The 23789-nt window shown below is 55.9% G+C and carries 22 protein-coding genes, 1 tRNA gene and 1 pseudogene; 20 read left to right on the forward strand and 4 right to left on the reverse strand.

The window, feature by feature from the left end; translation table 11 throughout:
- Nucleotides 1-104 precede the first annotated feature (104 nt).
- From dnaJ to EDD77_RS02665, 3 genes are all read left to right on the forward strand, one after another.
- Entirely contained in the window at nucleotides 105-1292 is a 1188-nt protein-coding gene (gene dnaJ, locus EDD77_RS02655) for a molecular chaperone DnaJ (protein ID WP_058962767.1), read from the forward strand.
- A 184-nt stretch (nucleotides 1293-1476) separates the two neighbouring features.
- A complete protein-coding gene (locus tag EDD77_RS02660) occupies nucleotides 1477-1827 on the forward strand; it encodes a helix-turn-helix domain-containing protein (protein ID WP_058962766.1) in 351 nt (116 codons plus the stop codon).
- Nucleotides 1828-1885: 58 nt separating this feature from the next.
- Nucleotides 1886-2116, forward strand: coding sequence for a sporulation initiation factor Spo0A C-terminal domain-containing protein (locus tag EDD77_RS02665; RefSeq protein ID WP_058962765.1), 231 nt, complete (start codon nucleotides 1886-1888; stop codon nucleotides 2114-2116).
- 85 nt (nucleotides 2117-2201) lie between these two features.
- Here EDD77_RS02665 and EDD77_RS02670 read toward each other — a convergent pair whose 3' ends face one another.
- Both EDD77_RS02670 and EDD77_RS02675 read right to left on the reverse strand, forming a co-directional pair.
- Nucleotides 2202-3728: a sensor histidine kinase gene (locus EDD77_RS02670; RefSeq protein WP_058962764.1), complete on the reverse strand. Its 1527-nt coding sequence runs from the start codon at nucleotides 3726-3728 to the stop codon at nucleotides 2202-2204.
- A gap of 12 nt (nucleotides 3729-3740) precedes the next feature.
- Nucleotides 3741-4427, reverse strand: a complete 687-nt coding sequence (locus EDD77_RS02675) for a response regulator transcription factor (protein ID WP_058962763.1) — start codon at nucleotides 4425-4427, stop codon at nucleotides 3741-3743.
- A gap of 451 nt (nucleotides 4428-4878) precedes the next feature.
- Between EDD77_RS02675 and EDD77_RS02680 the strand changes: the two genes are divergently transcribed.
- The 3 genes from EDD77_RS02680 (at nucleotide 4879) to EDD77_RS02690 (ending at nucleotide 7227) form a co-directional block, all read left to right on the forward strand.
- Entirely contained in the window at nucleotides 4879-6237 is a 1359-nt protein-coding gene (locus EDD77_RS02680) for an MATE family efflux transporter (protein WP_058962762.1), read from the forward strand.
- A 101-nt stretch (nucleotides 6238-6338) separates the two neighbouring features.
- Nucleotides 6339-7028, forward strand: coding sequence for a DUF4830 domain-containing protein (locus EDD77_RS02685; RefSeq protein ID WP_058962761.1), 690 nt, complete (start codon nucleotides 6339-6341; stop codon nucleotides 7026-7028).
- A gap of 122 nt (nucleotides 7029-7150) precedes the next feature.
- Nucleotides 7151-7227 (forward strand) — tRNA-Met (locus EDD77_RS02690).
- A gap of 708 nt (nucleotides 7228-7935) precedes the next feature.
- Here EDD77_RS02690 and EDD77_RS02695 read toward each other — a convergent pair.
- Entirely contained in the window at nucleotides 7936-8526 is a 591-nt protein-coding gene (locus tag EDD77_RS02695; protein ID WP_058962760.1) for a helix-turn-helix domain-containing protein, read from the reverse strand.
- A gap of 221 nt (nucleotides 8527-8747) precedes the next feature.
- Here EDD77_RS02695 and EDD77_RS02700 point away from each other — a divergent pair, with 221 nt between their 5' ends.
- From EDD77_RS02700 to EDD77_RS02730, 7 genes and pseudogenes are all read left to right on the forward strand, one after another.
- Nucleotides 8748-9821 carry a mandelate racemase/muconate lactonizing enzyme family protein gene (locus tag EDD77_RS02700; RefSeq protein WP_058962759.1) on the forward strand — a complete coding sequence of 358 codons (1074 nt, stop codon included), beginning with the start codon at nucleotides 8748-8750 and terminating at the stop codon, nucleotides 9819-9821.
- A 25-nt stretch (nucleotides 9822-9846) separates the two neighbouring features.
- Nucleotides 9847-11016: a DUF819 family protein gene (locus tag EDD77_RS02705; protein WP_058962758.1), complete on the forward strand. Its 1170-nt coding sequence runs from the start codon at nucleotides 9847-9849 to the stop codon at nucleotides 11014-11016.
- Between the two features lie 22 nt (nucleotides 11017-11038).
- Entirely contained in the window at nucleotides 11039-13120 is a 2082-nt protein-coding gene (locus tag EDD77_RS02710) for a CocE/NonD family hydrolase (protein WP_058962757.1), read from the forward strand.
- Nucleotides 13121-13915: 795 nt separating this feature from the next.
- Nucleotides 13916-14302: a DUF6075 family protein gene (locus EDD77_RS02715; protein ID WP_058962756.1), complete on the forward strand. Its 387-nt coding sequence runs from the start codon at nucleotides 13916-13918 to the stop codon at nucleotides 14300-14302.
- A gap of 64 nt (nucleotides 14303-14366) precedes the next feature.
- Nucleotides 14367-15287, forward strand: coding sequence for a ParM/StbA family protein (locus EDD77_RS02720; RefSeq protein WP_058962879.1), 921 nt, complete (start codon nucleotides 14367-14369; stop codon nucleotides 15285-15287).
- Nucleotides 15288-16300: 1013 nt separating this feature from the next.
- Nucleotides 16301-16672, forward strand: a pseudogene (locus EDD77_RS02725) (VirB4-like conjugal transfer ATPase, CD1110 family); the annotation flags it as partial.
- Between the two features lie 58 nt (nucleotides 16673-16730).
- A complete protein-coding gene (locus EDD77_RS02730; RefSeq protein ID WP_132587301.1) occupies nucleotides 16731-16853 on the forward strand; it encodes a phosphoadenosine phosphosulfate reductase domain-containing protein in 123 nt (40 codons plus the stop codon).
- Nucleotides 16854-16902: 49 nt separating this feature from the next.
- On the opposite strand, the gene EDD77_RS02735 is transcribed toward EDD77_RS02730, so the two are convergent.
- The gene (locus EDD77_RS02735; protein ID WP_058962753.1) at nucleotides 16903-17259 is read right to left on the reverse strand and encodes a helix-turn-helix domain-containing protein; all 357 of its coding nucleotides are present in this window, start codon (nucleotides 17257-17259) and stop codon (nucleotides 16903-16905) included.
- 143 nt (nucleotides 17260-17402) lie between these two features.
- On the opposite strand from EDD77_RS02735, the gene EDD77_RS02740 reads away from it, so the two are divergent.
- From EDD77_RS02740 to EDD77_RS02770, 7 genes are all read left to right on the forward strand, one after another.
- Entirely contained in the window at nucleotides 17403-17747 is a 345-nt protein-coding gene (locus tag EDD77_RS02740) for a helix-turn-helix domain-containing protein (protein ID WP_058962752.1), read from the forward strand.
- 206 nt (nucleotides 17748-17953) lie between these two features.
- Nucleotides 17954-18664, forward strand: a complete 711-nt coding sequence (locus EDD77_RS02745) for a metallophosphoesterase (protein WP_058962751.1) — start codon at nucleotides 17954-17956, stop codon at nucleotides 18662-18664.
- Nucleotides 18665-18740: 76 nt separating this feature from the next.
- A complete protein-coding gene (locus EDD77_RS02750; RefSeq protein ID WP_058962750.1) occupies nucleotides 18741-19160 on the forward strand; it encodes a metallophosphoesterase in 420 nt (139 codons plus the stop codon).
- A 296-nt stretch (nucleotides 19161-19456) separates the two neighbouring features.
- A complete protein-coding gene (locus tag EDD77_RS02755; RefSeq protein ID WP_058962749.1) occupies nucleotides 19457-20176 on the forward strand; it encodes a LytR/AlgR family response regulator transcription factor in 720 nt (239 codons plus the stop codon).
- Nucleotides 20173-20538 carry a hypothetical protein gene (locus EDD77_RS02760; RefSeq protein WP_058962748.1) on the forward strand — a complete coding sequence of 122 codons (366 nt, stop codon included), beginning with the start codon at nucleotides 20173-20175 and terminating at the stop codon, nucleotides 20536-20538. The genes EDD77_RS02755 and EDD77_RS02760 overlap by 4 nt, the downstream gene beginning before the upstream one ends.
- A 344-nt stretch (nucleotides 20539-20882) precedes the next feature.
- A complete protein-coding gene (locus EDD77_RS02765; protein ID WP_058962747.1) occupies nucleotides 20883-22349 on the forward strand; it encodes a helix-turn-helix transcriptional regulator in 1467 nt (488 codons plus the stop codon).
- A gap of 234 nt (nucleotides 22350-22583) precedes the next feature.
- Complete coding sequence (locus tag EDD77_RS02770) at nucleotides 22584-23735, forward strand: hypothetical protein (protein WP_132587296.1); 1152 nt, start codon at nucleotides 22584-22586, stop codon at nucleotides 23733-23735.
- Nucleotides 23736-23789: the final 54 nt, after the last annotated feature.

The following is a 23789-nucleotide window of genomic DNA, read 5'->3' on the forward strand; positions in this document are numbered from 1 at the left end:
ATTCAGGCAACACCACACCATTCACGGCGAACGCCTCATACGGCGTATCGCCCCGGTGATTTTACATGAGGGGCCCGCCCGGCGGGCTTTTAGGTGAGAAATTTATGGCAGACAAACGCGATTATTACGAGGTCCTTGGCGTTGCGAAGAACGCCAGCGACGATGAATTGAAAAAAGCGTACCGCAAGCAGGCCAAAAAGTATCACCCGGACCTGAACCCGGGCGACAAGGAGGCCGAGGCCAGGTTCAAGGAAGTGAACGAGGCCTACGAGGTTCTGGGCGACAAGGAAAAGCGCGCCCGGTACGACCAGTTCGGCTTTGCGGGCGTGGATCCCAGCTACGGCGCAGGCGCCGGCGGCGCGGGCGGCTTTGGTGGCGGCTTCGGCGGCTTTGGCGGCGGCTTCGGCGGCGTGGATCTGGGCGACATCTTCGGTGATATCTTCGGCGGCGGCTTTGGCGGCGGCTTCGGCGGCGCCCGGGCCAACCCCAACGCCCCCCGCAAGGGCGCGGATGTGCGGGTGAGCCTGGTGCTCAGCTTCATGGAGGCCGTGCACGGCTGCACCAAGACCATCACCATCAACAAGCAGGATACCTGCCCCGAATGCGGCGGCAGCGGCGCGGCCAAGGGCACCAGCCCCGAGACCTGCCCGGACTGCCACGGCACCGGCTATGTGAACCGGAACATCCGCATGGGCGGTATGGTCATGCAGCAGCGCCAGCCCTGCTCCCGCTGCGGCGGCAAGGGCAAGATCGTGAGCACCCCCTGCGGCCACTGCCACGGCACCGGCAAGGTGGGCGCGAAAAAGACGCTGGAGGTCAAGATCCCGGCCGGCATCAACGACGACCAGAGCATCGCGCTGCGCGGCCAGGGCGACGCCGGTGTGAACGGCGGCCCCGCCGGTGACGTGATCGTGATCGTGACCGTGCGGCCCGACCCCATGTTCGAGCGGGACGGCTACGACGTATGGGTCAACGTGCCCATCACCTTCAGTCAGGCGGTGCTGGGCGCCTCCGTGGTGGTTCCCACCGTGGACGGCAAGGTGGAATACACCGTGCCCGAAGGCACCCAGAGCGGCACCACCTTCCGGCTGCGCGGCAAGGGCATCCAGTATCTGGGCGGCCGCGGCCGTGGCGACCAGTATGTGAAGGTGAACGTGGAGATTCCCAAAAAGCTGAACAAGGCCCAGCGCGAGGCGCTGAAAGCCTTTGAGGAGACCCTCAGGGACGAAAACTACGAGCAGCGCAAGGGCTTCTTCAAGAACCTGAAGGATCTGTTCGACAAGAACAAGTAAACAAATGCAAAGCACCCGTTCCGGAAATGCTCCGGAACGGGTGCTTTTTTGTTGGGAAAAGGGGATTTTATCCGTTTTGTTGCTCTTTGGAACGAGCGTTCGTTCTTTGGCTTCTGTATGCGGGCAGGCTGTCAATTTATACTATCTTTAGAACAAAATTCCGTTCTGAAGGAGGGGGCAAAGCGTGGACGCAAAGGCAGTGGGCCAGCGGATCCGGGCCGCGAGAGAACGAAAGCATCTGACGCAGGAAGAGCTTGCCGCCCTTGTGGATATCAGCCCCACCCATGTGAGCGTGATCGAGCGGGGAACGAAAATTCCCAGGATGGACACCTTTGTGGCCATTGCCAATGTGCTGCAGGTCTCGGCGGACAGCCTGCTGGTGGATGTGGTGGATCGGGCGGCCAGCGGGGTGGCCTGTGAGCTTTCGGATGCCATTGATACCCTGCCGCGGGAGGAAAAGCAGAGGGTGCTGAATGCGGTGAGTGCGTTGTTTTTTTCCTTTCGTCGACAGGGTAATCGAAATTCTGATGTCTGAAAAATATATACTTATTCCAGAGAACCGGTCGAAATTGAAAAAAGCGGAGGAAGAAACGATGGCAAATTTTCAGAAAATGCTGAAAGAGATCGCACGGCGCAACGGCACCACCCCGGAGCATGTAAGGCAGGAGATGCAGCGGGCCATTGACCGGGCATGGGAACAGAACGGCGGAATGCCCGGCTCGGTGTGGGCGGGCATGACCTTCCGGGGCGAGCGCCCCACCCCGGAGGAGCTGATCCCCCAGCTGGCCGCGCTGATGCAGAAAAACGGCACCCTTGCCGGATGAACAGAAAAATGCCCCCCGTACCCGGAAACCCCGGGCGCGGGGGGCATTTTGCGTCAGTGGGTCAGGAAAAACAGGGAAGGGGCCGTCAGCCCTGATCCTTTGCCTCGAACCAGAAGCAGGAGCCCTCGCCCAGCGTGCTGTTCACGCCGAAGCGGAAGCCGTGGCTTTGCAGAATCGCCTTGGTGATGGAAAGCCCCAGACCGGTGCCCACCTTGCCCGCGTCGCTGCGGCTGCGGTAGTAGCGGTCGAAGATATAGGGCAGATCCTCCTTGGCGATGCCCGCGCCGTGGTCGGCCACCTCCACCCGCACGGTGCCCTTTTCCGGGGCGTTCACCCGCAGGATGAAGATGTTGTCCGGCCCGATGTGGTGCATGGCGTTGCCCAGCAGATTGTGCAGCACCCGCTCCATCATGGCCGGGCCCGCCGAGATGGTGCAGTCGGTTTCCGGATCCGGCAGCTCCAGCTTCAGGGTGTAGCCGTTCTGGGCGCACACCGCCTCGTACCGCTGGGCCACCTCTTCGCACAGCTGGGAAAGGTCGAACCGCACCTTTTCCGGCTTGTCGGTGCCGCTGCTCATCTTGGAAAGCTCCATCACGCTGTTCACCAGCCCGCTCAGCCGGTCGGTCTCGTCCACAATCACGTCCAGCTGGGCGGTGCGCTTCTCCGGATTGTCGCCGGTCAGGTCACGCACCGTCTCCGCATAGCCCTTGATCAGGGTGAGCGGAGTGCGCAGATCGTGGCTCACGTTGGCCAGCAGATCCCGCTGCAGCTGTGCGGCGCGGGATACCTCGCCCGCCATGTGGTTGAAGTCCGCCGCCAGCAGGCCGATCTCATCGGTTTCGGGCACGTTCACCCGCACCGAGTAGTCGCCCTCCGCCAGCTGCCGTGTGGCGTGGGAGAGCTTGGTCAGCGGTTTGGTGAACCAGCGGCTGAACAGCCAGGACGCCACAATGGAGAAGGCCATCAGGCACAAAAAAATCCAGGGCATCAGCTGGCCCAGCACCACGCCCGCCTCGTCGATGCGGGCCAGGCTGGTGCAGAAGATCACCGAGTAGGTTTCGTCGCCGTTTTTGGCCACGCGGCCCACCGCCATCTGCCGGGTGGAGGCGTTCTTGTCCACCACCAGCTCCTTTTTCACAAAGCCCTGGCTGAGCACCGTGGCCCGCAGGCTTTCCACCACGCTGCCGTTCCACACCGAGGTCTTGCCGTTGATGGAGGTGGTGAAGGAGGCCTCGTGCAAAAGGCAGGGATACAGGTTTTCAAAGCCGGTCACATGCTGGAGGGTGGAGTCCGCCAGATCGAAGCAGGTGTTGGAGGCGTCCAGCTTGCGGCTCTGGATGGCCGAAAGCAGCGAGGCCTCGAAGCTGCTGCTCACCTGCGCGTCCAGAATGGGCAGGCTGCGGGTGCTGATGGGCTCGGTGGAGGACTCGATGATGGACACCACCGTGTTCACCTGATTCAGAAGATGCTTGTAGATGTAGTGGTTGTACAGCGGCTGCATGAAGTGGGTCACAAAGACCCATACCAGAATCAGCACAAAGGCGCTGGCCAGGCACAGAAACATCATCAGCCGGTAGCGCAGGCTGAAAAAATGGGGTTTGGTTTTTGCCATAAACGGCGCTCCTTACTTGACCGCTTCCGGGTCGAATTTGTAGCCGATGCCCCAGACGGTGACGATGGCGTCCCGATAGCGGCCCAGATGGCTGCGCAGCATCTTGATGTGGGTGTCCACGGTGCGATCCTCGCCGTAGTAGTCGTAGTTCCACACCTTCTGCAGAATCTTCTCGCGGGAGAGGGCGATGCCCCGGTTGGTGGCCAGGAACACCAGCAGATCGAACTCCTTCGGAGTGAGGGACGCCTCCTGCCCGTCGATCTTCACGCTGTGGCTCACCGAGTCCACCGTGAGGCCACCGAAGGTGTAAACGCCGCCCTCGGCCTCGGTCTTGGGCAGGGTGCGGTTCAGCACCACCTTCACCCGGGCCACCAGCTCCCGGGGGCTGAAGGGCTTGACCACATAATCGTCCGCGCCGCCCTCCAGACCGGCCAGCTTATCGTATTCCTCGCCCCGGGCGGTGAGCATGATGACGGGTGTGTCGATCTTGCGGCTGCGCATCTGGCGCAGGCAGGTCATGCCGTCCACAAAGGGCATCATCACGTCCAGAATCACCAGGTCGATGCCGCCCAGCGAAAGAGCGGCCAGCGCCGCGCCGCCGTCGCTGGCTTCCTCACAGGTGAAGTTCTCGTGCTCCAGATGGGCGCGGATCAGGTCCCGGATGCGGGGTTCATCGTCTACGATCAGGATTTTCGGCATAAAAGATTACCTCCTGTTAATTTCTGCAAAAGCGGCCGGGGAAGCCCGGAGCCGCAGTTCTGTCTCCCGGTAACACCGCACAATTCACGCCTGCCGGCTCAGGCGGCGTATCGCGCCAAAATTTTCCGTGCTGTTTTCCAAAAATGCTCGCCAGGCCACAAAGGATTGGCTGCGCTTTTTGGTTCACATCACAAAAAATTTTCCGGCGCGCTCCACCATCTGGAATTGCGCGGTATTACCTTTATATTACCATAATAGGGGAGCGGTGTGGACAAAATGTGAAAGCCGAGCAAAAAATTCGTGGCGCTTGATTGACGGAGCCTTTCAGGGGGCGTACAATGTGGGGGAATGAACGCCCCACCCACCGAAAAGAGGTGGCCGGAGCGGGAAGAAAAAGGGAAAAAAGATCCAGATGGTTCGCCCGGTGAACAGGGCGGAGGAGGGACGAGGAATGAGTCAGGATATGACGCGGGGCAACCCGGCACGGCTGATCCTTTTGTTTGCGCTGCCGCTGTTTGTGGGCAACCTGTTTCAGCAGCTTTACAACATGGCGGATACCCTGATCGTGGGGCGGGCGCTGGGAGCCCAGGCACTGGCGGCGGTGGGCTGCACCGGCAGCCTGAGCTTTCTGATTCTGGGCTTTGCCCAGGGGCTGACCAGCGGCTTTTCGGTGGTGCTGGCCCAGCGCACCGGCGCACGGGACGCCGAGGGCGTGCGCCGCAGCTACGGGTGCGCCATTCTGCTCACCGGGCTGGCCACCCTGCTGATCACCCCGGCGGCGGTGGCGCTGTGCGGCCCGCTGCTGGAGCTGCTGCGCACCCCAGCGGATATTCTGCCCCAGGCGCAGGCGTATATCTCCATCATCTTCGGGGGCATGTTCGCCTCGCTGCTGTTCAACCTGCTGGGCAACACCCTGCGGGCCCTGGGCGACAGCCGTACCCCGCTTTATTTTCTGGTGGCGGCCAGCGTGGTGAACGTCGTGCTGGATATTCTGCTCATCACCCGGTTTTCCATGGGGGTGCAGGGGGCGGCGCTGGCCACGGTGGCGGCCCAGCTGGTGAGCGGCGGGCTGTGCCTGTGGTACATCGGCCGCCGGTTCCCCCAGCTGAAGCTGAGCCCCCGGCATTTCCTGCCCGGCCCGGCGGAGGTGTGGGCGCATCTGCGCATCGGCCTGCCCATGGCCTTTCAGACCTGCCTGATCTCCATCGGCACCCTGATTCTGCAGGCGGCGGTGAACGGCCTTGGAGCGGATGCGGTGGCCGCCTTCACCGCAGGCAACCGGCTGGAGGGTGTGTTCACCATGCCGCTGGTGTCCTTCGGCACCACCATGGCCACCTACACCGCCCAGAACTACGGCGCACAGGATTACCGGCGCATTGCGCTGGGCCTGCGCCAGTGCCTGACCATGGCGCTGGGATACAGCGTGGCCGCGGCCGCGGTGAGCATCGGTCTGGGGCGGCAGCTGGCCGGCCTGTTCCTGCCCGGGCAGGCCGAGGTGGCCCGGCTGGCCCATATCTACCTGATCATGGTGGGCATCGGCTACTGCTCGCTGGCGGTGCTGTATATCTGCCGGTTCAGCCTGCAGGGCCTTGGCCGGGGCGCGGTGCCCACCGCCGCGGGCGTGGTGGAAATGGCCATGCGCATGGTGGCGGCGCTGCTGCTCACCGCCCCGTTCGGCATGGCCGGTGCCTGCTCGGCCGCACCCCTTGCCTGGACGGCCAGCGCCATTCCGCTGGCGGTGGCGCTGTGGCGGGAGGTGCGCATCCTGCTGGGGCGGGCGCAAACCCGGCCGCAGGCCGCCGCCCGTTGAACCGGCCGCCCCGTGGGCACATATTTTAAGGATCCGGCACATACCTATGAACCAGTGCTTCGCATGACCGAAGAGCAGTTCATGGAGGAGGGATCCAGACAATGTTTGTGTTGACGTTGGGCAAAAAGAGCCTGCGCAGGCTGGGCGCCGCCGCGGTGTGCGGCATTGCGCTGGCGGGGGCGGTGCTGGCGGTGAGCGGCTTCATCCACGCGGGGGACGGCGCGCTGGAGGCCAGCGCCTCGGCCGCGGTGAGCGGGGCCGCCGTGCCCGGGCAGATCACCGGCTCGGAGGACATCGCCGCCTTTTTCAAGTGCTTCGGGCTGGAGGTGGATCTGACCACCGCCACGGTGGATAAGGTGAAGATCCCCAAAAAGTGGGACGAGAGCTTTTCCGCCTTCAACACGGTGGTGAAGGAGAGCGGCTTCGATCTGGCAGACAGCAAGGGAAAAACGGTGGAAAAATGGCTGGTGGAGTGCCCGGCCCGGTCGGGCGGCGACACCACCTGCCAGTGTGTGCTGCTGGTGTATAAGGAAAAGCCGGTGGGAGCCTACCTGCTGAACGAGCCCTCCGGCGAGGTGCTGGGGCTGGCAAACGCCGCGGCCACCCCCGCGCCCCTGACCGATGAACAGGCGGCCCAGACCGCCGCGGGCTTCGGGGAAGGGGCCGCCCAGGCCTCGGCGGACGGCGAGGTGCAGACCCAGCCCCCGGCGGATAGCGCCGCCCAGCAGGCCAGCGGCGACGAAATTGTGGAGTTTGATCTGGCGCAGGTGGGGGCGGAGCCGGTGGAATGAGAACTGCCCGGCCCCATGCGGCAGAAAAGAGCGGATTAAAAAAAATAAAAAAAACAGGCTTGACAACCCCGATTCCGTATGCTATTATATATAAGCACTCAGCAAGAGGGCAAACAAAATAGCGCGGAGTGGAGCAGCCTGGTAGCTCGTCGGGCTCATAACCCGAAGGTCGTTGGTTCAAATCCAGCCTCCGCAACCATATTGTCTTAACAAAAAAGATATAAGACCGAAAAACCCCGTAAACAAGCCGTTTACGGGGTTTTTTCGTGCCAAAAATTAGGTCCCAGTTTGAAAGATATTTTTCGCCCTTTTCGGGCTTTGGTGAGGACTTGAACTAACGACTACCGATTTTGTGGCTTATTTTGCCTGGTTTGGATCGGTTTTTCCGATTTTTGACCCGGTGAAATTGTAAACAAATTATGAACTTTTTGAAATAATCACAAGTAGCTACTCAGCTCCACTAGATTAGTCCCCAATTTCCCCCTTTTTAAGAAAAATTTGTTGTAGAAATAATCGGCTTAATTTTGTTTAGGATGCCGAAAATTCTGGTTTTTGCGTCTGTATTGGATTCGCCAAAACAGGCGCTTTTTTTATTTCCCGAAAACATCTTCATACATGGGCAGAAATTCCTCATTACACCCAGGGGGAGGTGCGTCTATTTTGCCCATGAAGCACGGTGCGCTACTTCCCCCCCTCTCATACTCTCCCCCCAAGTAACACTTACCTACTGGGAAGAAGATATCAATGCTTACCAAATGCACTCTTTCAGCCCCGGCAATGCAACTACACTATTCATCTCATTTTCTTCCCATTTACGAGAAAAAGGCCACCTTCCGGTGACCTTTTTCGACAGTCTGAAGTACAGGCAATTGGCTGTACTTTCTTTTTGGTATTCCTATGCGAAGATTTAGGTTTCGCCACCGCGGTTGAGGGTGCGCCGGTTGTTGGGAAACCAAATGGCCGGAGTGAACACCGCCAGCCCCACCGCTGTGGTATCCCCAGGGTTGGAAACGATGTGGGGCAGGTTGGACTGCACCACCGTGGTATCCCCGGCGTTCAGGCGGATGGTTTCGGACTCCACCAGTACATCCAGCTGCCCTTGTTCCAGCAGCAGGATTTCTTCACTGGGATGGATCACCGGCAGGTCGCCGTCCTTGCAGTGGGGCTCCAGTTCAAAGCGTATGACCAACGACTGAGGTACAAAATCCCCGTTGGGCATGGGGGTGAGCAGATGATACCGTATATTGGAGTTGGGCTGGGAGAGGATCATCATATCCGCCTGACGGGTCGTCAGGCCAGTGCTGCTCTCACCACCCATGAACAGATAGGTGGGGATGTCCAGAGCGGCGCTGAGTTTGCGCAGGGTGGACAGGGACGGGTCGGTGAGATTGCGCTCGATTTGGGAGATATACCCGATGGACAAACCAGTCTTTTCGGCCAGTTCCTTGAGGGTGATTCCCCGCTTTTTCCGAATATTTCGAACCTGTTCGCCCAGCATAAAACCTCCCGCTTTTTCGTAAAAAATTTATTTACAGTATATCACAAAATATCCTGTACGTAAATAAGCGAGAAAATATTCGATATTTATAAAATTTTTACAAAGAAAATCAGATGATTTCTTGCTTATTCTCTGAAAAATGTGAAAAAAGAGGAAAGCTCTTGACAAAAATTTTAGAAATAGTAAAATTGTATAAAATTTTACTGTGCAGGAGGCATCCCATGAAAATTACAGATGTTAAGGTGGAAACCATTCACATCCCTATGAAAAAGCCCTTCCGTATTGCCTTTGCGGTACAGGACCATTCGGTGAACGTGCTGGTGAAGATCACCACCGACGAAGGCCTGTGGGGCATCGGTGAGGCCGCGCCCTTTGAACCGGTGACCGGCGAGAGCGCGGCCACCGTTCTGGAAGCGCTGAAACTGTTCCGCACCGGATTGATCGGCATGGATCCGCTGGATGTTGAGGGCATCCATTGCATGATGGACCGCCTGCTGTCAGGCAACACCTCGGCAAAGGCCGCGGTGGATATTGCCCTGTACGATATCAAGGGCAAGCTGATGGGTCAGCCTCTGTACAAGGTGCTGGGCGGCAGTGTGAACCAGATCGTCACTGACATGACGGTGGGCATTGACACACCGGAAGCCATGGCCGCCGAAGCTCGGGAACGGGTGGAGAAGGACGGTTTCACCATTCTGAAAATCAAAGCCGGCATCAACCCGGCAGAGGACATCCAGGCATTGACCCTGATCCGCCAGGCGGTGGGCCCCAACATCCGCCTGCGTGTGGACGCCAACCAGGGTTACACTGTCAGCGATGCGGTGCGCACCCTGAAAGCCTTTGAACAGGTGGGCGTGGAAGCGGTGGAACAGTGCCTGCCCAGCTGGGATCTGGACGGTATGCGCTTTGTGCGTTCCAAGGTGGACCTGAAGGTCATGCTGGATGAGTCGGTCCACTCTCCCATTGACGCAGCGAAAGCCTGCAAGATCGATGCTGCAGACATCATCAACATCAAGCTGATGAAGTGCGGCGGCCTGTACCCGGCGGAAAAGATCAACGCCATTGCCGAGGCGAACCATGTACAGTGCATGGTGGGCTGCATGCTGGAGACCAAGGTAGCCATTGCCGCCGGTGTGAGTCTGGTCGCTGCCAAGCAGAACATCACTGAGGCGGACTGCGACAGCTTTATGTACGCCGTGGACCCCGAGATGGGCATGCCCGGTGGTTTTGCCGTGAACGGCGGCGTCTACACCCTGTCCGACAAACCGGGCCTTGGCATCGATATTGATTTTTAAGCGGGACCCCGCAGAGAGGTACATTATGCCGAATACAATTTTTTCCTCCGAAGGCGCGCTCCTGTTCATCATGGTCGCCACGGTCGCCCTGGGATTCTGGCTGCAGCGGTTCAAGGCGTTCAAAACGCTGGGCCCGGCCCTGACGGTTATCGTCATGGGCATCGTGATGTCCAACCTGCGGATCGTGCCCACCTCCAGCGCTACCTATGATGCCATCAGCAGCTACTGCGTGCCGCTGTCCGTTTCCATCTGCCTGCTGAGCCTGGACCTGAAACAGATGCGCAAGCTGTCCAAAGAGCCGGTCATTGCGCTGGCATCGGCAGTGTTCAGCGTCTGCGTGGCGGCCCTGGTGTTCGGCGTACTGTTCGCCGGCAAGATCGACGAAGGCTGGAAGGTGGCCGGCATGTTCGTGGGCACCTACACCGGCGGCAGCTCCAACCTGACCGCCATCGCCGTGGGCCTGGAGGCCAGCAAGACCACCATCGCCTCGGCCAACGCCGCCGACTATGTGGTGGGCATTCCCACACTGATCCTGATGTTCGCCGCCCCCGCCCTGTACAAGAATTCCAAACGGCTGAAAAAGTTGTGGCCCTATGAAATGAGCGAGCCGGAACTGCTGGGCGACGGCGACCACGAGGAACTGATGGCCTCCAAGGAATGGTCCATCCAGGAAATCGCCTGGCTGCTGGCCATCGGCTTCGGCACCGTGTGGGCCGCCACCGGCATCTCCTCGGTAGTATTCGGGGAAGGATTCCGCAGCGCGGGCCGCATCCTGCTCATCACCACCTTCTCCATCATCCTGGCACAGGTACCTGCCATCCGCAAGCTGCGCGGCAACTTTGACCTGGGCCTCTTTGTGGCGCTGCTGTTCCTGGTGACCATCGGCTTTGCGGTGGACCTGCAGCAGTTCTTCGGCTCCACCTTCTACATCACCCTGTTCTGCTTCTGCGTCATCGCCTGTTCCATCCTGCTGCACCTGCTCATCACCCGGTTGCTGAAAGTCCGCTTTGAGTATGTGCTGCTGTCCATCGTAGGCTGCATCTCAGATGGCCCCACCGCTGCCCTCATCGCCTCCAGCGCCCAGTGGAAGACCCTTATCAACATCGGTCTGCTCATGGGCGTACTGGCCGGTGCCCTGGGCAACTATGTGGGCATCGGTGTAGCCTATGCCATCCGTGCCTTGATCGGCGCCTGACCGGAAAACGGGAGAAACGGAAATGCGTAATTTTGACTTATATGTTTCGGGCATCCTGTACGGCAGGCTGCGCCTGGGCGACGGCACACCCCAGATCCAGAAACTGGATGTGCACACCGGCGCGCTGCTGGACTGGCAGGACCTGACCGACCAGGACCGGGATTTTTACCGTTCCTTTGTAAAGATGGACTTTGCCGCCCTGGGGCAGAACCTGTCCCGCTACGAGGCGGGCCTGCAGGGTACCGGGGAAGTTTCCCTGTGCGGCGAGCGCTACACCAGCGAAGACGGCTGTAGCTACCTGCAGCGGGATGTAAAATTCCCCAACAACAAACAGATGAAAGAAGGGCGGCTGATCGCCGTCACCTGCCCTGCCCGGGAGATGGTCACGGTGCTGGTGGAACCCGGTGCCGAGGAGGAGACCATTCTGCGCCTGTGGCGCTCGACCTGGCCGGAGGAACAGCTGTTCCCGGTAGAGCATGCGGGGACATTCCCGGTGCCCATGCGGGACGGGGTACATCTTTCCACCGACGTATACCTGCCCAAAGGCTGCAGTGCCCCGGTGCCTGCAGTGCTGGTACGCACTCCCTACGGCAAGGAGGACGGCTGTGAGGTCTACTACCGCTACGTCCAGCACGGCTACGCGGTGGTGGTACAGGATGTACGCGGCCGCAACGCCAGTGAAGGCGAATGGCTGCCCAACTACCACGAAGTGGAGGACGGCGACGATACTCTGAACTGGATCGCCTCCCAGCCCTGGTGCAGCGGACGCATCGGCATGGTGGGCGGGTCCTACCTGGGTTATGTACAGTGGGCGGCCGCTGCCAGCGGCAACCCCCACCTGAAAGCTCTGATCAGCGTGGTCTGCGCGGGCAGCTCCTTTGTGGATCTGCCCCGCCGGGGCGGGTCTTTCACCTCGGGCATGCTGGCCTGGGCCTTTGCGGTGTCTCAGAAAACCTTCCACCCCGAGCTGATGGAGCGCGACGACTGGGAGGAAGTGCTGAACATTCGCCCCCTGACCGACCTGCCCAAAAAGGCCCTGGGATACGATGTGCCCTTCATCACCCGGTGGCTGGAACCCAGTGACTACAACGATTTCTGGCGTCGGTCCAATTGGCAGGAGCGTTCCGTCGGGGCGCAGATCCCGGCGCTGATTCAGTCCGGCTGGTTTGACGACAACGGTATGGGCACCACCGAAGCCCTGGAACTGGTCCACGACTTCCCTCGGGGCATGCGCAAGGTTGTTCTGGGGCCCTGGCAGCACAGCGGCAACAGCAAGTACGATATGCACGGGGTATCCTTCGGCAGCCAGGCGCTGCGCTTTGATCTGGACTGGCTGTATTTCCGCTGGTTCGAGCATCACCTCAAGGAAGTGGACAACGGCATCGACCAGACTGCCCCGGTGGAATACTACACCCTGGGCCAGGAGGTATGGAAGACTGCCGAAAACTGGCCGGTGCCCGAGACACGGGTCACCCACCTGTATCTGGACAGCGACGGCCACGCCAACACCTCCGCCGGGGACGGGCGGCTGACCTTTGCCAGGCCGGAGCAGGAGAACAGCGACGGCTACGCCTATGACCCCGAGCATCCATCCCAGCACATCATCGATATGTCGGAGAACGAGATCGAGGTGCCGGAGGACTACACCCAGGAGGAACTGCGCCAGGACCTGCTGTGCTACACCTCCCCCGTGCTGGAGGAGGACCTGGTCCTGACCGGCGATATGACGGCGGAGCTGTACATCTCTTCCGACGCGCCGGACACCGACTTTGTGGTGCGTGTTACCGACGTGGACGAGAATGGCCGTTCCATCAAGCTGGCGGACGGCCTGCTCAGCGCCCGCTATCGCAACGGCTTTGCCCGGTCGGAGTTTTTGCAGGAAGGCGAGATCGTCTGCCTGAAGATCCGTACCACCAAGCTGTCCAACTGCTTCCGGAAAGGCCACCGCATCCGGGTGACCGTCACCTCCAGCGCCAAGAATTTCATCTTCCCCAACAGCAACACACGGGAAGGTTTTGCTTCCGCCCGGACCGTGGTGGCCCATAACCGGGTATATCACGGTGGGCTGCACGCCTCCCGCCTGACGGTGCGGGTGGAGCCCTGAGTCATTGATGTTTCTCCCTGTCAGCAGAAGCGAAATATCCCTCAAGCGACCTGTTCCGGGGTGGGTGCGCCACATAAAATCCTGAATCCGTACCCATCCAGACCGAGCCTTGGGCGTTGTTCCTGGTGCAATTTTGATACCACGCCGCCGCCCTCCCGGCGGGACCGGGCGCGGCGTTTTTGTATAACGAAAACCACTCGCTGGGCGAGTGGTTCCAAAGAAGACTATTATGCTGATAGTCGGAGCAATAGTATTGATTGCAGGAATTGGCGCACTCTCATATCAATCGCAAGAAGTCCGAGGCTTACTGCTATTCTTTGGCGGCTTAGGTTTGTTGATAGTTCTTGCCGCTCTATTAGTAACTCCTTTGTGCTTACTGATAGTGAAGTATTTCAAAAAACATATATGACTCAGCCCCCCTGCAGCAGGAACTATTTGTTGGGATGAGTTTCTGCAACTTACCATCGTTTTAAGCGTCTGTATTGGATTTATCCAAACAGACGCTTTTTATATTTCCCGAAAACATCTTCATACCTGGGCAGAAATTCCTCGTCACACCCAGGGGGAAGTGCGCCTTTTCCTGCTTTTGAAACAGGGGACGTTGCTCCCCCCCTCTCACACTCTCCCCCCAAGATACACTTACCTACTGGGAAGAAGATATCAATGCCTACGGAATGCGCTCTTACAGCCCCAGCCAGCCCAAGCAAGCGATGCAAACATCAATGCTGAAATGGGAGTCATCGTCTTTCCCAGCCGGTGATTTCCTTGAACAAACGAACCAGAAGGAGGAACGAAATGTCCATCAAATTCAAAAATAAGGAACACGAGAAATTCTATGAGCAGTGCCTTGGCCGGACCGGCAGCCTTGATCCCTACCACAAGGCGTTTTTCTACACCATGGGCATCAGCGGCGAGACCAGGAAGCACATTAAGGACGTCTTCAACTTCCGGGAGGATGCCATCCGGCCGGAGGGCATGAACAAAGGCTGGCAGACCAGCGGCAGCAGTTGCCTGACCCGCTTGGCGTTCAACCTCTGGAACGGGTGGAACGCGGATGGCTGCGCGACGCCTTACGATCTGTTCACCACTTCGGATGTAACCTACATGTTGGAAGCGGTTCGGCTTCGGTACCCGGAGTACTGCAAGGAACCCCAGGTCCCCAGTATGAGTCGGGCCAGATAAGATGGGACGGGGCCGAAAGAAAAAACTCAGAAATAAAGGCAAATGCCAGAAAGGACTTGAAAGCATGATCATTGGCATTGACCATGGGTACTACGCAATTAAAACCAAGAATTTCTCGTTCCCAGCCGGTGTGACAGCGTATACCCATGAACCTTATACCCTGAAAAACACCCTCCAGATCGGCGGCAAATACTTTGTCTGTGGCACTGGCCGGCAGCCTATCCTGCGTGACAAGACCGTCAACGACAACTACTACATTCTGACCCTGGCCGCCATTGCCATGGAACTTCGCTACAGGGGCCTTCCGGCAGAGAGTTCAGTAACCCTGGCGGCAGGACTCCCTCTAGCACGGTATGGCCGTGACAAGAAGCCGTTCACCGAATATCTGCTGCGCAATGGTCAGCCGGTCAACTTCCTGTTCGAAGGGGAACGCTACAAAGTCAAAATCGAAAGCGTGAAACTGTTCCCCCAGGGCTACTCCGCCATCGCTATTCATCCTGAGCTGGTGAAGGATGAGCCGTCTGTGCTCCTCATGGACATCGGCGGATGGACGGTGGATCTTATGCGACTGGACAACAACGTCCCTAATGCAGCCACCTGCCGCAGTCTGGAACTTGGCATGATCCGCTGCATGGATGAGATCCAGGAGCAGGTTCGTCGGGATACCGGCCTGTCTGTTACGGACGCCCAGGTGGAACGGATCCTTGCCGGCAAGCCCTGTAGCATGGATGAGGAGGCACGAAAGCTGATTCAGCGGCAGGGCCGGCTCTACACTGAGCGACTCATTTCGGCGGCAATGGAAGCAGGGTTTGACCTGCGAACTCTGCCCGTGATTCTGATGGGAGGAGGTGCCGCGACCGTCATGCGCAACGTGAGCGAACGTGACGGCCTTTGTCGGGCTTTTCTGATCGGGGACGATAAGGTGAACGCCGAGGGCTATGAACGGATTTTGGGCCAAATGTCGGGCCGTGAGGAACAGCGATGAAAAGGCAGCAATTCCTCTTCCGGCCTAACCCTCATTCGGATCTTCACCAGCGTGCCTGGGCGTATCTCCAGACCTGCCCTACTGGCCAGAAAAACGACTACATAGCGTGGGCCATCATACGCCTTGAATCGCAGAAAGAGTTTGAAAATATCCTGCGCGAAATCCTGAAAGAACCAGAGGCGGTTCCCCATGAATCAGTTCGTGCTCACAGGTCGTCAGCAGCATCCACAATCCCAGGAGAAATGCACCGTATATTTATCAGCATAGACAAAACCATGAAATGCCGCTGTGCAGGGAGAAACTCGCTGACGAAGGAAAAGCCAAGTAAACCAAAAGGTGGAACGGATGCTTATATACTCCGAAAATATGGAAAGTCCAAGCAAGTAAGGTAGATAAATGGATTTATTATCGCTCCCGTAGCATACTGCAAGCACAAAAGCCCTATGTGCCACAGACCATCCATCAATCAATTTACCCCCGAGGGCAGACGCAAGATACACGACATGCTCTGTAAAGAGGAATATGCGGATGTTCTGTTTGAACTTGGAACCAGCATCTCACCCTCGCGGAGCGTGGAATACTGCGATAACCGTCTGGCGAGATTTGTGGCCTCCAAAGGAAAGTGTGAAATCACGGGGAAATTATTATCCGCGGAAGAAGTACACTGCCATCATTTTCTGCCGAGGCATTTAGGCGGAACAGACCAGTACTCAAACTTGCGTATAGTCCATGTGGATGTGCACAGGCTTATCCATTCGACCACACCAGAAAGTATTCAGTACTACCTGCGAAAAACAGATTGCTTTAAGAAACCCTGTCTTGATAAAATCAACCGTTGGCGTTCAAGCGCCAATCTTCCCGCCATTACGTTATAAAAAACAAACAAAATCCTTACTTTGAAAGTGACTACATTAACAATGAAAAACTTATCCCATGGAACGCCGTGTGCAGTGAAAGCTGCTTGCACGGTGTGGACCGGGGCGAAAGACTCGAAAGAGTCTGACCTATCGGTATTGCTGTTCCGCTATCAGTACAGCGCCGACTTTTTCTACAAACTTTGGAAGCGGATCCGCAAGTACAACGGTCTCGTGACCGGCTTGACCCAGAACGTGGATGAGATCCTGCGTTCCGATACCGCCCGCCTTATGCTGGCAAACTCGGAGTTCCTCATCCTGCTGAATCAGTCGCCCACCGACCGGGAGGAACTGGCGCACCTGCTGCACATCTCGGATACCCAGCTTGGCTATATCACCAATGTGGCTGCAGGCTGCGGGCTGATCCGCTGTGCCGGCAACATCGTCCCCTTTGAAAACAGCTTCCCCCGGAACACCCAGCTGTACAAGCTCATGACGACCAAGCCGGACGAAGCAATCCGAGGAATGTGACGATGGTGCTTGAGAAGGAGGTGGCGTTGCCGCAAGAGAAGTTTATACTGTTGCATCGCTGTCGGGCGGAAAAGACTCGACAGCGATGCTTCTTCGTCTCGTAGAAGAAAACCGTCCCATCGATGAGATCCTGTACTGCGATACCGGGTGGGAGTTCCCTCAGATGACTCCTGGTTTATAAACAAGAAAAAAGGTGCGTACCGTTTTGCTCGGTACGCGCTTTCACATACTTATTCAGGATCCCTTTGGAGCATCGTTGCTCGAAGTTCACGGACGATTCTCAATATGGCTTCCAGTTCTTTTGGGGAGCAGTCAGCCAATAATTCGTCAAACTGGCTTTGATAAATTCCTCTTGTTTCCGGTGTGTCCGGACGAAGGATCGAATCGGCTGAGACTTGGAGTGCTTCAATGATCCGAATGAAAGAATGCAGCTTCATGCTACACCTTCCGTTTTCGATTGTGCTGATTTGTGGAAGGGAGATTCCGGCTTTATCAGCCAGCTCAGCCTGGCTCATTCGACGCTTAACGCGAGCCTCACGGATGCGAGAACCAATCAGCTGACTCTCTGTAGGACTTAATTCTGCCATTGGCTCCCTCCCCCTTACAGTATATGCTACAAGCTATCTGTTTGATAGAATATATCAATCGGGGGCAAAATTGATATAAAGTAAAGGCTATAATATATCCTGCAAACTATAATAAGGCTACATTTTTTTAAGGAGGCCTTGTTATGAGTCTGAATTACAACGAAATTGGCAAAAACATCCGTGAGGTCCGCAAAGAAAATGGGCTGTCACAGGCGATGCTTTCTGAACTGGTTGAAAAATCCCCTTCATACATCAGTTACATAGAGACCGGCGCAAAAAGTATGAGCCTTAACACATTTGTTATGATTGCAAACGCTCTGGGAGTCACTGCCGACAGATTGTTGATGGAGCAGCTCGACGAAAAGAATGACATCACCAGCAGTCAAGTGGCAGCTCTCTTGGCAGATTGCTCTGCTTTTGAAGATGGTGTCATCATTGACACGATCAAGGCTCTAAAGCATTCCATGAGAGAGCGTCGAAAGAGATGACAGGAATGCTTGCTCTCTATTCTACTGAAACCAACTGAGAAAGCAATCGACCGAGAGTCAGAAGCATGACTTTCGGTCGTTTTTATAGTCGCACATGGGGTGATAGATGATGTGTATATGTTTTTCTGAGGAATGTATATATTTTTGAGGTGATACGGCTGTCAGGCTAAGGTTCTGATATAATAGGTACAGAAGGAGGCTGTTCAATGGTTTATTACATGGGAGATATCCACGGAAATCCGCTTCCTGCTGTTTTTGCTTGCAGGCAGATGAACATGACTCACGAAGACACTTTGGTTCTTTTGGGCGACGTTGGAGCTAATTACTATGGCGATGAACGTGACGCCCGTACAAAGAAGTCTCTTGCAAAATTAGGGCCGAAAATTCTCTGCATCCATGGCAACCACGAAATGCGCCCAGAGAGTATTACATCATATTCCTCTAAAGTATGGCGGGGAGGAAAGGTTTGGTATGAGCCAGAACGCCCCAGCCTACTTTTTGCTGCGGATGGCGAAATGTTTGACCTTGAAGGAATCAAGCATCTCACCATAGGCGGTGCCTATAGTGTGGACAAACAATACCGGCTGGAAAGAGGATATGGTTGGTGGGCTGACGAGCAGCCTTCGGAAAAAATCAAAGCGAAGGTGGCACAGACCCTGGACCAGGTCGATTGGAAAGTTGATGTTGTTCTCTCGCATACCTGTCCCTTCCGGTATGAACCGCGCGAGGCATTTCTTCCTTTTATTGATCAGTCCACAGTGGATGACTCGACCGAAAAGTGGCTCGATACTATCGAGGAGAAGCTCGCATATCAGTATTGGTTTTGTGGTCACTGGCACATTGAGAAGCACATCGATAAGATGAGGTTCCTCTTTCATAATGTCGAACTGTCTCCTCTGTCAGAGCCCTATAAATGAGTTGACATAGTTTTCCACGAAAGAGCAATTTGGTGTTGATAATTAGATACTGTCTATAAGGAGGTGGTGTGACCCAATGACTTATGTTCTTTCAGATATCCACGGGAATAGTCGGCGGTTTCAATCTATCCTCTCTCAGATCGATCTACAACCTGAAGACACTCTTTACATCCTTGGTGATATCATTGACCGGTTCCCGGATGGTGGGCGGCTGCTCCGGCAAATAATGAAGATGTCGAATGTTAAAGTGCTTCTTGGCAACCACGAGTTGATGATGCTGGATGCGCTTCGGCCTGAAAAACCTGCGGAGATGTTGTCTACCAGAAATCTGTGGCTTTGGTATGATAATGGAGGGGAAGTAACTCACCGTTATCTCAAACATCTGCGGAAAACAGATCGGACATCTCTGCTGGAGTATGTTGCTTCGCTTCCGTTGTTTTTTGACGTTGAGGTAAACGGGAGAAAGTATAAACTATCCGACCATAACAGTTCATAATCCGGGCACTGCCGAAGATGTTCTGCAAACACCCGCTGGACTTCATCAAGTTCCTTTTTTTCAACTTCTGTGTAGATCATAGCTTTCTGCCTCCCAAATTCATTTTAGTGTATCCAATTTTTACAGCCAATTGCGAAGTGCTGGCAGACACAGTATAATAAAAAATCAAGGCAGCGTCTTGGCAAAAGAACAAATTTCTTTGTACTGGTGGTCCTCAGCTTTTTCTCAGCAAACAAAGTGCTTTTTGCAAATAGTTTATTATGTTGCGTTATATTGGTGCGGAAAGGTGGGGAAAAATGATACGGATTGCGATATGTGACGATGAAGAACGGGCCGTTGCTTCGACTGAAAAAATCGTCAAGACTTGCTTACAAGCGCAAGGCATCGGCTGTGAAATAACGACCTATACCCAAAGCCGGAACTTGCTTTACGACATAACCGATGATGGCTTTTTCTATGACCTGATTTTGCTGGACATTGAAATGCCGGGGATCAGCGGCATGGAAATCCCTCAGCAGGTCAAAGGGTTTCTGCCCAATGCCAGAATTATCTTTGTGACCTCACATACGGAGTATGCGATTGATGCATTTGAACTGTCCATTTTCCGCTATGTGCCGAAAAATAATCTGGAAACGAAGCTGACCGCCGCTATAACTGATGCCGCCAAACTGATTGAGTTGGAGGCTGGACAGGAATACACGATTCAGACCGCAAACCACATGGAGAAGATTCCCTACAAGGATATTTTCTATATCCAACGGGACGGCAAGAATTCCAGTATCGTGTCCAGCGTTGGAACTTCAAAAGTACGAAAGAGCTTGCAGCGGGTATTTGATGAACTGAATGCACCGGAATTTATTTTTATTGACCGTGGTTATATCGTCAATATCGTCCAGATTATGAAGGTCAGCGATAGCATTGCCATACTGAAAAACGGCGATCAGCTACCCATCAGCCGCTCCCACTTGCAGGAAGTCAAGCGACAAATCAATCAATTTTGGGGGGCGCATATATGATGGATTGGGTACGGGTGGTTTCTTGCCTTTTCACCAATGAACTGCGCCTGTTTTTAGGGGTTTATCTCGTGGCAAGGCTGACGGATTTTTCTTTGGAGCGGAAAGCATTGTTGCTGACCGGTGCTGGTGGATGCCTTGCCACCATTCTGCAAGCGGCGTCGTTACCCACCATCGGCGTAATGGCCGTTGAAGTATTGGTTATCACTGCGGTTGCATGGTATTATCAACGGAAAAAAATGAATTATAAGATAGCGTTGTTAGCGTATCTTTTTGACTGCGTTGTGGTCTTTTTTGATTTGTTTTCGGGAAAAGATCATCCGCTGTTGTGTTGGATTGTACCGCCGCCGAAAGACCTGTGTTAAGCGCGCAAGGGAAACTATAAGGGAAAACTTTATGGCCGATACGCACGGACCACACAGCCCCGGGACACCAGCGGGAGGCCATTTTTCGGATCGGCTTTGATCTTTGAAAATCACTTTTCTGACGTTTCTTGTTGTGGTATAATATTTCCTCCCGTATTATGTGTTTGGAATCAGTTGTAGTTCCCTGACGTTTCTTGTTGTGGTATAATGGGCCGTCAGAAATTACAATAAAGTATAGCCACTTGGACAACAAACAAGAAGTAAAACGAGAACGGCCCCTAAGATGGTTACAGGTGCCAGAGCAATGATATGAGTGCAGTATACTCATGCCATATGGAGGAGCAATGAAGAGAAGGAAAACGCAGGCTATGGCGTCGCATAGCGCCATATTTTTATTGCTGAGTATTTTTACATTTGTGTTTCTTGGTTCGGAATATCTATATGTCAATATGGTCTCCCGCATTGTCGAGGAAAGCCAGACGGTCATTGCACAAAATTATGCGCTGGGCGTCAATGCCCTTGGATTTCTTATATACCCGCTGATAAACCGCTCTGTCCGCGAGAGGAACAAGACGATCCTTATATTTTCCCTATCGTTCCTCTCCATTATCTGCATATTTTTGATCCAACAGCACATCTCGTTTTCCGTCACGCTTGCGGCAGGCGTGGTTCTGTTTCTGTTGCTGGGCGTTTTTGGCGGCTCCGTTCATTATCTGGCTGCCTGCACGATCCGGACCGAACGCATAGCCGGCCTGGTGGGAATCTCCTACGCGGCCGGCATCCTGCTACAGTACGCAAACAACAATTTGGTAAATATAGAGATCGCGGAGGCCGCGGTACTCTCTGTTTCCCTTGCGGTACTGAGTGTTTTGATCATGCGCACACGCCGCATCCACAAAGAAGCACTCGCATCGGATGAAACGGCGCCGCTCCGAACCGCGCTCCGCCCCGATGAAATGTCCAGAAAGAAAATACCGGCGGGACTGCTCCTGGTACTTCTGGTGGCCCTGATGGCCTGCGTATTCAGCACATTGGATAACGCGATCACCCTGGGCCATGCGGCGGGCACGATGGACATCGGGCAATGGCCCCGTATGCTGCTGGCCCTGAGCGGCCTGGCTGCCGGTTTCCTCTTTGATATCCGGAAAAGAAAATATATGACGCTGATGATGTACTGCGTGATGGTGCTCTCGGTGCTGTGTGTGATTGTTCTCCGGTGGGGCGGGCCATTCCTGACCGGAGTAGCGGTCGCCTATGTGGCCTCCGGATTTTTTGTCGTGTTTTTTACCACCAGTTTTTTGGAGCTCGCTGCCTGTATGCGCCTGCCGGACCTCTGGGCCGGCATGGGACGGGCGGTGAATAATCTCGTGGCGGCGCTGGTTACCAACGGCTCGGTGACGCTGCTCCTTGCCGGCAGGAGTATTACGCTGATCGTCCTCATGCTGGTGCTGTTTGTCGCGGCCAGCATCCTGATGTTTGCCTACACGGTCAAGGCTCATGCCGTATTGGCGCCGCCCCCGGCTCCGGCGGCGGGCTACACGCCGAAGGAAAAGTTCTCTTCCTTTGCCAGCCTCTATTCATTGACTGACCGGGAGCGGGATGTGCTGCAGTATTTACTGGTCTCGGACGGCAGCGTGCAGGATATCGCGCAGCAGATGGCCCTTTCCCGTCCTGTGCTGTATCGCCATATCAGAAGCCTGAATGAAAAGACCGGAACCCAGAGCCGGATCGGCCTGCTGCAGTTCTATTATGAGTGGATGCCGGAGAACAAGGGCGTTACCCCTGAAAAAAGCCCGGATTTCAAGGCGTGAGACAAATGTACCCCCCCTGTCATTCGAAAAAAACGATGTAAAATAAAAAAAGAGACAAATGTAACCTTATATTTTAAGGCCATCTATGCTACGCTTTCCACAGATACTGGCGCAGCATCCCGGCCTACGACAAACCGCGTCAGGATCTCCTGGCGCGGTTTTTTGCGTCCACCCCGTCCGCAGCGGTGTGGGACGCTCAGGCCAGGCAGTCGCTGTATAAGGAGGAAATGAAATTTGAGAAAAACAGGATCTATTTTAGTGGCCCTGCTGCTCCTGTTTGGCCTGACTGCCTGCGGCGGTCCGGGAAACGAACCGGAGAGCGAAAGCGTGCCGAAGGGAGATGGTCAGATAACATCGGAGCCTGCCCCATCTTCCCGGGAACCCGCGGTGTCGATCACGGAAACGGCGGCCAGGACTGTGGATTTGGAACTGTATGAAACCCCAGATTTCAGCATCCAGATTCCCAAGGGCTGGACGGTCACCAGCGGCGGTACAGGGATGTATCACTCCATCCGGATTCAGGACCCCGCTGAGCCCCTCAATCAGATGTTCGTTCTCTTGAAGGCGGATATCCTGCTCCACAGTCAGGAGGGAAAGGACGCCTGGACCTATTATTCCGGCGTGACCGGTATGCCTGATATGCAGATATTTGCCCAGGCTCCCGTGCTGTCCAGCCCATCTACAGAGAATTTTTATCAGATCTTCCCGCAGTACGCCGACTTTGCCGCCCAATATGGCCCCGGCTATGCCGGCTATACCTTCCCCCAGTTTGAGGCCTTCACTGTGACCGAGCGTTTCCCGTCCACCGGCAGCCTGAGCGCCTACGCGCTGGGCGATGAGCTGCTGCGGGCCACCTTCACCGAAGACGGCAGAGAGGGAGAGGGGATGTTTGCCGCGTCGGTCGTGGATTTTGGCAGTGTTCCCATCGCGGCCGGCCCGCCGGTAGGCTACCAGCTCCCCCAGGCGGACGGCGGGTATTATATGGCGTATAACATCATGGCGGTCACAGCGGCCAAGGACACCTTCGTTGAGTGGGAGGGCATTTTGACCGAGAGCCTCGGCACACTGGAGTACTCGGAAAACTTTGTAAACGCCACCATCCAGGCGGGGCAGGAAGTGGTACAGCAGGCCATGGACTTCAGCCGAAATGCAAACGAGGTGCTGAACGGGATCATGTCTTCCTGGAAGGCGCGAGACACCAGCGTGGACATCCAGAGCCAGAAGCAGAGCGACGCCACATTGGGATATGAGCGCGTTTACGACACGGAAACAGGTGATATCTACCGGGCGGAGAACGGCTGGAGCGACAGCTATTCTGGGGAGCGCTATCAGCCGGTGACGGAAGACGAGATGTACGTACAGCCCATCAGCGGCTATATTGAGTGAAAACTGCCCTGCTTACAACGACAGGTAGCTGCATTTTTTTAGTAGATTGTTTAG

The sequence above is a fragment of the Allofournierella massiliensis genome (assembly GCF_004345265.1).
GTDB lineage: Bacteria > Bacillota > Clostridia > Oscillospirales > Ruminococcaceae > Allofournierella > Allofournierella massiliensis.